This is a genomic window from Streptomyces sp. NPDC104761, from assembly GCF_055583445.1.
Map to the genome: position 1 here is coordinate 682,001 of NZ_JBVJNZ010000003.1, position 9,215 is coordinate 691,215.

Annotated in this window: 12 protein-coding genes; 7 read left to right on the plus strand and 5 right to left on the minus strand. The window is 70.2% G+C overall.

The window, feature by feature from the left end; genetic code table 11:
* Positions 1-145: 145 nt before the first annotated feature.
* The 3 genes from ACZ63F_RS12875 (at position 146) to ACZ63F_RS12885 (ending at position 2,345) form a co-directional block, all read left to right on the plus strand.
* A complete protein-coding gene (locus tag ACZ63F_RS12875; RefSeq protein ID WP_469710485.1) occupies positions 146-1,291 on the plus strand; it encodes a GAF domain-containing sensor histidine kinase in 1,146 nt (381 codons plus the stop codon).
* Entirely contained in the window at positions 1,284-1,925 is a 642-nt protein-coding gene (locus ACZ63F_RS12880; protein ID WP_351958537.1) for a response regulator transcription factor, read from the plus strand. The genes ACZ63F_RS12875 and ACZ63F_RS12880 overlap by 8 nt, the downstream gene beginning before the upstream one ends.
* A gap of 171 nt (positions 1,926-2,096) precedes the next feature.
* Complete coding sequence (locus ACZ63F_RS12885; RefSeq protein ID WP_469710487.1) at positions 2,097-2,345, plus strand: chaplin; 249 nt, start codon at positions 2,097-2,099, stop codon at positions 2,343-2,345.
* 213 nt (positions 2,346-2,558) lie between these two features.
* Here ACZ63F_RS12885 and ACZ63F_RS12890 read toward each other — a convergent pair whose 3' ends face one another.
* Entirely contained in the window at positions 2,559-3,344 is a 786-nt protein-coding gene (locus ACZ63F_RS12890) for a hypothetical protein (RefSeq protein ID WP_469710489.1), read from the minus strand.
* 150 nt (positions 3,345-3,494) lie between these two features.
* Here ACZ63F_RS12890 and ACZ63F_RS12895 point away from each other — a divergent pair, with 150 nt between their 5' ends.
* From ACZ63F_RS12895 to ACZ63F_RS12905, 3 genes are all read left to right on the plus strand, one after another.
* Complete coding sequence (locus ACZ63F_RS12895; RefSeq protein WP_362581048.1) at positions 3,495-4,286, plus strand: ABC transporter ATP-binding protein; 792 nt, start codon at positions 3,495-3,497, stop codon at positions 4,284-4,286.
* Between the two features lie 71 nt (positions 4,287-4,357).
* A complete protein-coding gene (locus ACZ63F_RS12900) occupies positions 4,358-4,792 on the plus strand; it encodes an NfeD family protein (protein WP_351958541.1) in 435 nt (144 codons plus the stop codon).
* Between the two features lie 130 nt (positions 4,793-4,922).
* On the plus strand, positions 4,923-5,870 hold the full coding sequence (locus ACZ63F_RS12905; protein ID WP_469710492.1) for an SPFH domain-containing protein: 948 nt from the start codon (positions 4,923-4,925) through the stop codon (positions 5,868-5,870).
* Positions 5,871-5,977: 107 nt separating this feature from the next.
* Here ACZ63F_RS12905 and ACZ63F_RS12910 read toward each other — a convergent pair whose 3' ends face one another.
* From ACZ63F_RS12910 to ACZ63F_RS12920, 3 genes are all read right to left on the minus strand, one after another.
* Positions 5,978-6,487, minus strand: coding sequence for an HNH endonuclease (locus ACZ63F_RS12910; RefSeq protein WP_352367626.1), 510 nt, complete (start codon positions 6,485-6,487; stop codon positions 5,978-5,980).
* A 166-nt stretch (positions 6,488-6,653) separates the two neighbouring features.
* A complete protein-coding gene (locus ACZ63F_RS12915) occupies positions 6,654-7,193 on the minus strand; it encodes a YbhB/YbcL family Raf kinase inhibitor-like protein (RefSeq protein ID WP_469710496.1) in 540 nt (179 codons plus the stop codon).
* A 65-nt stretch (positions 7,194-7,258) separates the two neighbouring features.
* A complete protein-coding gene (locus ACZ63F_RS12920) occupies positions 7,259-8,041 on the minus strand; it encodes a sporulation protein (RefSeq protein WP_352367624.1) in 783 nt (260 codons plus the stop codon).
* 150 nt (positions 8,042-8,191) lie between these two features.
* Here ACZ63F_RS12920 and ACZ63F_RS12925 point away from each other — a divergent pair, with 150 nt between their 5' ends.
* On the plus strand, positions 8,192-8,842 hold the full coding sequence (locus ACZ63F_RS12925) for a DNA-3-methyladenine glycosylase (RefSeq protein ID WP_469710498.1): 651 nt from the start codon (positions 8,192-8,194) through the stop codon (positions 8,840-8,842).
* Positions 8,843-9,020: 178 nt separating this feature from the next.
* On the opposite strand, the gene ACZ63F_RS12930 is transcribed toward ACZ63F_RS12925, so the two are convergent.
* On the minus strand, positions 9,021-9,215 hold a 195-nt coding region (locus ACZ63F_RS12930), incomplete at its 5' end, for a hypothetical protein (protein ID WP_469710501.1).

A 9,215-nucleotide genomic window follows, 5' to 3' on the forward strand; every position in this document is an offset into this window, starting at 1 on the left:
ACCCCCCCCCCCCCCCCCCCCCCCCCCCCCCCCCCCCCCCCCCCCCCCCCCCTCCCCCCCCCCCCCCCCCCCCCCCCCCCCCCCCCCAGGCCCGGCCGCCGTCGGCCCGATCCGCGCCGTCGGACCCCGCCGGTACCGTGAGGACATGAGTCAAGGTCCCCGGTCCGGTCTGTCGGCGGTGAGCGCCGCGCTGCTGGCCATGAGCAGGCATCTGGAGGTGCGCGACGTCCTCAAGACGATCGTCGCCTCCGCCCGTGAGCTGCTCGACGCCCAGTACGCCGCGCTGGGGGTGCCGGACGACCACGGCGGCTTCGCCCAGTTCGTCGTCGACGGCGTCACCGACGCCCAGTGGAAGGCCATCGGCCCGCTCCCGCGCCAGCACGGCATCCTCGCGGCGATGCTGCGCGAGGCGAAGGTCGAGCGGCTGGCCGACGTGCGCACGGACCCCCGCTTCGAGGGCTGGCCCTCCGCCCACCCCGACATGTCCGACTTCCTGGGCCTGCCGATCCGCGACGGCGACGAGGTCATCGGCGCACTGTTCCTCGCGAACAAGAACTGTGAGAAGCCCGAGGGCGGCTGCGGCTTCACCGCCGAGGACGAGGAACTGCTCTCCATCCTCGCCCAGCACGCGGCCATCGCCCTCACCAACGCCCGCCTCTACGAGCGCAGCCGCGAGCTGACCATCGCCGAGGAGCGCTCCCGGCTCGCCCACGAGCTGCACGACGCGGTGAGCCAGAAGCTCTTCTCCCTCCGCCTGACCGCCCAGGCCGCCGCCGCCCTGGTCGACCGCGACCCCTCGCGCGCCAAGGGCGAGCTCCAGCAGGTCGCCGTGCTCGCCGCCGAGGCCATCGACGAGCTGCGGGCGGCCGTCGTCGAACTGCGCCCCGCCGCCCTCGACGAGGACGGCCTGCTCGCCACCCTGCGCACCCAGGTCCAGGTCCTCGACCGCGCCCACACCGCGCGCGTGACCTTCGCCGCCGCCGGATTCCGCGCCCTGCCCGCCGCCCAGGAGGAGGCCCTGCTCCGGGTGGCCCAGGAGGCGCTGCACAACGCGCTCAGACACTCCGGGGCCGGCCACGTCGACGTGACGGTGAACCGGCGCGGCGGCGGCGCCGTCCTGCGGGTCACCGACGACGGCAGCGGCTTCGACCCGCACCTCACCCGGCGCGCCGGACGCCACCTCGGCCTGGTCTCCATGCGGGACCGGGCGAGCGGCGTCGGCGGCACGCTGACCGTGGAATCGGCGCCCGGCAAGGGCACCACGATCGAGATGGAGGTCCCCGGTGGCTGACGCGATCCGGGTCCTGCTGGTCGACGACCACCAGGTCGTCCGCCGGGGCCTGCGCACCTTCCTGGAGGTCCAGGACGACATCGAGGTCGTCGGCGAGGCCGCCGACGGCGCCGAGGGGGTCGACCGCGCCCAGGAGCTGACTCCCGACGTCGTCCTCATGGACGTGAAGATGCCCGGCCTGGACGGCGTGGCGGCGCTGCGCAGGCTCCGCGAACTCGACAACCCCGCGCGCGTGCTGATCGTCACCAGCTTCACCGAGCAGCGCACGGTGGTCCCGGCCCTGCGCGCGGGCGCCGCCGGATACGTCTACAAGGACGTCGATCCCGACGCGCTCGCCACCGCCATCCGCTCGGTGCACGCCGGGCACGTCCTGCTCCAGCCCGAGGTGGCCGGCGCCCTGCTCACCCAGGAGGAGGCCAACTCCGGCCAGGGCAGGGGCGGCTCGCTCACCGAGCGGGAGCGCGAGGTGCTGGGGCTGATCGCCGACGGCCGCTCCAACCGGGAGATAGCGCGTGCCCTGGTGCTGTCCGAGAAGACCGTCAAGACGCACGTCTCGAACATCCTGATGAAACTCGACCTCGCCGATCGCACCCAGGCCGCCCTGTGGGCCGTTCGCCATGGCGTGACCGGCTGAAACGCCCTCCGCAACGCTTCACCGACGGCAACCCGGAGGGTCGCCCTCCGGGCTGAGATTCATACCGTCGTGGGAATGTCACCCGGACGGCGCATCCTCTGTCCGGCCGCCGCCGTTCTTCAGTGCGTGCTGCGGCGACCGCCGTGGCGATCGCCAAGGAGGGCTCAAGAAGTGAAGAACCTGAAGAAGGCAGCGGCCGTGACGATGGTGGCCGGCGGGATCGTGGCCGCCGGTGCGGGACTGGCCTCCGCCCACACCGGCGGTGCCGCCGCGGCCGGTGCGGCCCACGGTTCTCCGGGCGTCGTCTCGGGCAACGTCATCCAGGCCCCGGTGGACGTTCCGGTCAACGTCGTCGGCAACAGCATCAACGTCGTCGGCGTGCTGAACCCGGCCTTCGGCAACATCGGCCTCAACCACTGAGACCACGCCGCACAGCGGCACCGACCTCCGGCCTTCCGGACACCCCGGAAGGCCGGTCGGCTTCTTGCCGCCCCAGCGGCACGACTGTCCGCGGCTATGCAGGGCACGGCTGTGAAGCGCCCGGTCAGGGGCGCGGGGAACTGCGCGACCAGCACGACGGCGCCGCAGCCGGCCGACGACCTCTCACGGCACTTCCAGCGGAGCGCCCGGCGCTCAGCGTCCTCGCTCCCGCTCCTCCACAACGGAGTTGTACGCAGCGACCTGCGCGCGCCGGGCCGTCCGCTCCACCGGGCGCAGCGCCAGCGACCGCGCCGCCATCTCCGACGCGCTCACCGCCCCGCCGTGCCCGTTGTCGTACGCCAGCGAGACCAGCAGCCCCACCCGCTGCGCCAGCTCCAGCACCCGCACCGCCCGCGGCGGGTACCCCGGGGCCAGCACCTCCCGGCCCCGCTCCGCGCGCGCCCGGTACGCGTCGATCGCCGCCTCCGCCACCGGCCCCGACCCCGCGACGTCCAGCTTCGACAGCACGTCGGTCGCGTCCCGCAGCGCCTCCGCCAGCTCGCGCTCCGCCTCACCGAGCGAGGGCACGTCGGCCGGGGGCGCCTCCCGTACCGGCAGCACGTGCCAGACCACCTCGACATGCACATCACCGGCCGGCCCGGCCTCGTACACCTCCGGCACCAGCCCGAACGCGGCGCCGTGACAGATGACCGCCTCCTCGGCCTCCAGCGCCCGCGCGTTGAACTCCGGCGGCCCGCTCAGCCCCAGCGGATGCCCCGACGCCGGCAGCGCGACCCGCAGCCCGGTCGCCCCCAGCGCCCGCAGCCGCCCCAGCGCAAGGGTGAGCCCGACCTGAGCGGACTCACCGGGCAGCCCCTCCACCCGGTGCACCGCGTCCTCGCCGACGATGGCGAGCACGGCGTCATCCGGAGAGACAAGTCCGGCCAAAAGGGCATTTCCCCAAGCGGCAAGGCGTCCTGAACGAGGTTCCGAGAGCATGCCCCCACCCTAAGGACAGGACCGATGGAATGGAGCGGCGCACTGGTGGCGTAGATTTCATGAAGGCCGCGCCCACCGGCGCCGCCGCCCGGGCCACAGGCGTACGCGACAGCCGAGAACGGCGACACTGCAAGGGGAGACAACGCGCTCATGAGCGATGTTCTGGAGCTTCAGGACGTATCCGTGGTCCGGGAGGGCCGGGCTCTGGTCGACCAGGTCTCCTGGTCGGTGAAGGAGGGCGAGCGCTGGGTCATCCTCGGCCCCAACGGCGCCGGCAAGACCACCCTCCTCAACGTCGCCTCCAGCTACCTCTTCCCCAGCAAGGGCACCGCCACCATCCTCGGCGACACCCTCGGCAAGGTCGACGTCTTCGACCTGCGCCCGCGCATCGGCATGGCCGGCGTCGCCATGGCCGAGAAGCTCCCCAAGCGCCAGACCGTCCTGGAGACCGTGCTCACCGCCGCCTACGGCATGACCGCCCACTGGCAGGAGGAGTACGACGAGGTCGACGAGCAGCGCGCCCGCGCCTTCCTCGACCGCCTCGGCATGACCGACTACGTGGACCGGAAGTTCGGCACCCTCTCCGAGGGCGAGCGCAAGCGCACCCTGATCGCCCGCGCCCTGATGACCGACCCCGAGCTGCTCCTCCTCGACGAACCCGCCGCCGGCCTCGACCTCGGCGGCCGCGAGGACCTGGTCCGCCGCCTCGGCCGGCTCGCCCGCGACCCGATCGCCCCCTCCATGATCATGGTCACCCACCATGTCGAGGAGATCGCCCCCGGCTTCACCCACGTCCTGATGATCCGCCAGGGCAAGGTCCTCACCGCCGGCCCGCTGGAGCTCGAACTCACCTCCCGCAACCTCTCCCTCTGCTTCGGCCTCCCGCTCGTCGTCGAGCAGCTCGGCGACCGCTGGACCGCCCACGGACTGCCCCTGTCCTGACCGGATCTGACAGGCCCTGACCCGGCAAAGCACACTGTCGTGGTCGGCACCCCCGGCCCTACCATGACGGTGTGAACAGCATCGACGCATGGGTGTGGTGGCTCGTCGTCGCGGCGGCGCTCGGAATTCCGCTCGTGGTGACCGCGATGCCGGAGTTCGGCATGTTCGCGGTCGGCGCCGTGGCCGCCGCCGGTACCGCCGGACTGGGCGCGGGCACCGTCATCCAGGTGCTCGTCTTCGTCGTCGTCTCGGTCGCACTGATCGCCGTCGTCCGGCCCATCGCGAACCGGCACGCCGCCCAGCGTCCGCAACTCGCCACCGGCGTCGACGCGTTGAAGGGCAGACAAGCCGTCGTACTCGAACGCGTCGACGGCGGCGCGGACGGGCGGATCAAGCTCGCCGGCGAGATCTGGTCGGCGCGTGCCCTCGACCCGGACCGTGCCTACGAAGTGGGCCAGGAAGTCGACGTCGTGGAGATCGAGGGGGCCACCGCGATCGTCATCTGACCTCGTAAGACTCAACTGAACAGAAGAGTCCCCGAGTTGCGCGTGCGTCTGTCAGACTCATCCAGCAAGATCTTCAACAACCATAAGATCTGCCGAAGCGCCGAGGCGGAGAAGGGTACGGGGAGCGACGATGGAACCGGTCATCATCGTCCTGGTCATTCTGGTGGTGTTGGTCTTCATCGCCCTGATCAAGACGATCCAAGTCATCCCACAGGCGAGCGCCGCCATCGTCGAGCGCTTCGGCCGCTACACGCGGACCCTGAACGCGGGCCTGAACATCGTGGTCCCGTTCATCGACACCATCCGCAACCGCATCGACCTGCGTGAACAGGTCGTACCGTTCCCGCCCCAGCCGGTGATCACCCAGGACAACCTGGTGGTGAACATCGACACCGTCATCTACTACCAGGTCACGGACGCCCGCGCGGCCACCTACGAGGTCGCCAGCTACATCCAGGCCATCGAGCAGCTCACGGTCACCACGCTCCGCAACATCATCGGCGGCATGGACCTGGAGCGCACCCTGACCTCCCGCGAGGAGATCAACGCGGCCCTGCGCGGTGTCCTCGACGAGGCCACCGGCAAGTGGGGCATCCGCGTCAACCGCGTCGAACTCAAGGCGATCGAGCCGCCGACCTCCATCCAGGACTCGATGGAGAAGCAGATGCGCGCCGACCGTGACAAGCGCGCCGCGATCCTCACCGCGGAAGGCACCCGCCAGGCGGCGATCCTCACCGCCGAGGGCGAGAAGCAGTCCCAGATCCTGCGCGCCGAGGGTGAGGCCAAGGCGGCGGCCCTGCGCGCCGAGGGCGAGGCCCAGGCGGTCCGCACGGTCTTCGAGGCCATCCACGCCGGCGACCCGGACCAGAAGCTCCTCTCCTACCAGTACCTCCAGATGCTCCCGAAGATCGCCGAGGGCGACGCCAACAAGCTCTGGATCGTCCCCAGCGAGATCGGCGACGCCCTCAAGGGCCTCTCCGGCGCCATGGGCAACTTCGGCCCCCTGGGCGGCGGTTCCAACGGCGGCGGAGGCAACGTCCCGTCCCAGGAACGCCGCGAGAAGCCGAACATCGACTGACGGTTCCGGAAAACAAAGGTTCCCCGCACTCGGTAAGGGGCGCGGGGAACTGCGCGATCAGCCACGTACAACCTGTACTCGCCCGACCACCTCAGCCAGGCACACGACTAGGCGGCCACATCCCCCGCCAGCCACTCAGGAAGGGCCGCCAGATCCTCGGCCCCCATGGCCAAGAGCATCGCATCCTGCGGCGAAGGCTCGAACGGCTTCCGAAGCAACGGCATCCCCGCCTGCTCCGGCGTCCGGTCCGCCTTCCGGTGATTGTCCTCCGCGCACGACGCCACCGTGTTCAGCCAGGAGTCGGTGCCCCCCTGAGCCCGCGGCACCACGTGGTCCACGGTCGTCGCCCGCTGCCCGCAGTACGCGCACCGGTGCCGGTCCCTGACCAGCACTCCCCGCCGCGACCACGGCGCCTGTCTCCGAAAGGGCACCCGTACGTACCTGCACAGCCGTATGACCCGGGGCGCAGGTATGTCCACCTCGGCACCGCGCATGCGCAGCTCGGGGTGGGCCTGCTCGACGACGGCCTTGTCCTGGAGCACCAGAACGACGGCGCGGTTCAACGTCACCGTAGACAGCGGCTCGAAGCTCGCGTTCAGCACCAGCGTGTCACGCATCCAGCCCACCTCCCATGTGCACCTGCCCACCCCCGGCGGGCTTGGATCAACTCTGGACGGGCGCGCCGAGATGGACAACGCAATAAAAACTGCCCGCCCCTGATCACTTCCATGACCGGAGGCGGGCAAACGTTCAATGAACGCTCAGCTGATTTCGCGCGCTGCGTCAGCCCTGCTCGGGGTTCTCGTACTCCCCGATGAGCTGCGCCCGGGCGATCGCGTGGAACCGCAGGTTGAACCCGACCACGGCAGGCGACACGTCGGCGTCCGGACCGAGCTTCTCCTGGTCGACCGCGTACACCGTGAAGACGTACCGGTGCGGCCCGTCCCCGGGCGGCGGCGCGGCACCGCCGAAGTCCTTGGACCCGTAGTCGTTGCGCACCTGCACCGCGCCGTCGGGCAGTCCCTCGAACTTGCCGCTGCCCGCGCCCGCCGGCAGCTCGGTCACCGAGACCGGGATGTCGAACAGGACCCAGTGCCAGAACCCGCTGCCCGTCGGGGCGTCCGGGTCGTAGCAGGTCACGGCGAAGCTCTTGGTCTCAGCCGGGAAGCCCTCCCACCGCAGCTGCGGCGAGGTGTTGCCCTTGGCGTAGACCTGAGCGTCCTTGAGCGCCGCCCCTTCCTCGATGTCCTCGCTCGTCACCGTGAACGACGGGACGGGCGGATGGAAGTCATGGGGGAGAGGCCGCCGCTTGAGCTCGGACACCTCGGTACCTCCTGATCGATACTGATCGATGACGGAACCCGTTACGGAATCCGCAGTTCCCGAGCCTAGAACCAGTTGCGCTTGCTGCCGACCTCGGACAGCCACTGGTTGAGATAAGCCGCCCAGTCGGTCCCGTGGAAGTCGTGCAGACCCACCTGGAACGACCGGAAGGTGTCACTGCCCTCGCTGAACAGCCCCGGCTTCTTGTCCATTTCGAGGATGACGTCCATGGCGTGCGCGTCCGCCACGAAACTCAGCTCCACCTGGTTCAGCCCCCGGTACTGGGACGGCGGGTGGAACTCGACCTCCTGGTAGAACGGCAGCGTCTGCCGCGTCCCCCGGATGTGCCCCTTCTCCAGGTCCGCGTTCCGGAACCGGAAGCCCAGCTGGATGAAGGCGTCCAGGATCGCCTTCTGTGCCGGCAGCGGATGCACGTTGATCGGGTCAAGGTCCCCGGAGTCGACGGCACGCGCGATCTCCAGCTCGGTGGTCACCCCGATGTGCATCCCGCGCAGCGCCTGCCCGTCGATCATCGTGACGGGCGTCTCCCACGGGATCTCCAGCCCGAACGGCACCGCGTGCACGGCCCCGGCCTGCAGCTCGAAGGCGCCGCCCAGCCGCGCCTTGCCGAAGCCGATGTTCTGCTTGTACTCCTCGTCGCCGTGCTCCACCTCGACCCGTGCCTGGAGCCCCACGGACAGGCCCTGGATCTCCTGGTTCACCGAGCCGCCCTGGATCCGCACCTCGCCCTGGACGACCCCGCCCGGTACGACGTTCACCTCGGTGAGCACCGTCTCGACGGACGCCCCGCCGGCCCCCAGGCTCGCGAGCAGCTTCTTGAACCCCATGACTCTCCTCTACTACCTACTGCGTACGTACGGGACCCTTGATCCCTACAAACGCGATCCGGTCACCACCGGTTCCGGCCCACACCCTGGCAAGCAGACGAATCCTTGACCAGCCCTTGGCGTCATCGGTCTGGACTAGGCTCGGACGCCATGATCGCGCCACCGGACCGTACGCCCCTCCCCAGAAGCTTCTTCGACCGCCCTGTACTGGAGGTCGCCCCCGACCTCCTCGGCCGCGTCCTCGTCCGCACCACCCCGGACGGCCCGATCGCGGTGCGCCTCACAGAGGTGGAGGCGTACGACGGCCCGAACGACCCCGGCTCGCACGCGTATCGCGGCCGCACCCCCCGCAACGACGTGATGTTCGGTCCGCCCGGACACGTGTACGTCTACTTCACCTACGGCATGTGGTTCTGCATGAACCTCGTCTGCGGTCCCGAGGGCACCGCGTGCGCGGTCCTGCTCCGGGCCGGGGAGATCGTCGAGGGCGCCGAACTTGCCCGCAAACGTCGACTTTCGGCCCGATACGACAGAGAACTGGCCAAAGGCCCGGCTCGGCTGGCCACCGCCCTGGGCGTCGACCGGGCCCTGGACGGCACGGACGCGTGTGCCGCCGGGGAGACCCCGCTGCGGATACTGACCGGCACCCCCGCCCCCACGGACCTGGTACGCAACGGTCCGCGCACCGGAGTCGCCGGCGAGGGCGGCGACGGCGACATCCATCCCTGGCGCTACTGGATCGCCAACGACCCCACCGTGAGCCCCTATCGGGCCCATGTCCCGAGGCGCCGCTCAAGTTGACGCGTCCCTGGAAGGTGCGTAATGTAGCCCGAGCCGCTTGAACCGGGTACGGCAATCGCCAGCAGCCGGAAGCGGCCACCCACTACCTACGACTTCCCCTGACGGGGTCGATTTCGGCGTGCCCGCATGCCCGAATTCGAGCTCACGGAACTCGATTATGAGTCCCGGCGGGAATCGGCTAACGTAGTGAATGTCGAAAGGCCGACGGGCGAAAGCCGGAAAGCCCCAAGACAATCCCGCCGACCGGGAATCGGACGCCGAAAGGATCTGATAGAGTCGGAAACACCGAAGGGAAGCCCGGAGGAAAGCCCGAGAGGGTGAGTACAAAGGAAGCGACCGTTCCTTGAGAACTCAACAGCGTGCCAAAAGTCAA

Excerpts from the sequence above, each read along its gene's own strand:
- ACZ63F_RS12890 (WP_469710489.1), bottom strand. The coding sequence starts at position 3,344 with ATGCTCTCGGAACCTCGTTCAGGACGCCTTGCCGCTTGGGGAAATGCC.
- ACZ63F_RS12895 (WP_362581048.1), top strand. The coding sequence starts at position 3,495 with ATGAGCGATGTTCTGGAGCTTCAGGACGTATCCGTGGTCCGGGAGGGC.
- ACZ63F_RS12905 (WP_469710492.1), top strand. The coding sequence starts at position 4,923 with ATGGAACCGGTCATCATCGTCCTGGTCATTCTGGTGGTGTTGGTCTTC.
- ACZ63F_RS12925 (WP_469710498.1), top strand. The coding sequence starts at position 8,192 with ATGATCGCGCCACCGGACCGTACGCCCCTCCCCAGAAGCTTCTTCGAC.
- ACZ63F_RS12910 (WP_352367626.1), bottom strand. The coding sequence starts at position 6,487 with ATGCGTGACACGCTGGTGCTGAACGCGAGCTTCGAGCCGCTGTCTACG.
- ACZ63F_RS12875 (WP_469710485.1), top strand. The coding sequence starts at position 146 with ATGAGTCAAGGTCCCCGGTCCGGTCTGTCGGCGGTGAGCGCCGCGCTG.
- ACZ63F_RS12920 (WP_352367624.1), bottom strand. The coding sequence starts at position 8,041 with ATGGGGTTCAAGAAGCTGCTCGCGAGCCTGGGGGCCGGCGGGGCGTCC.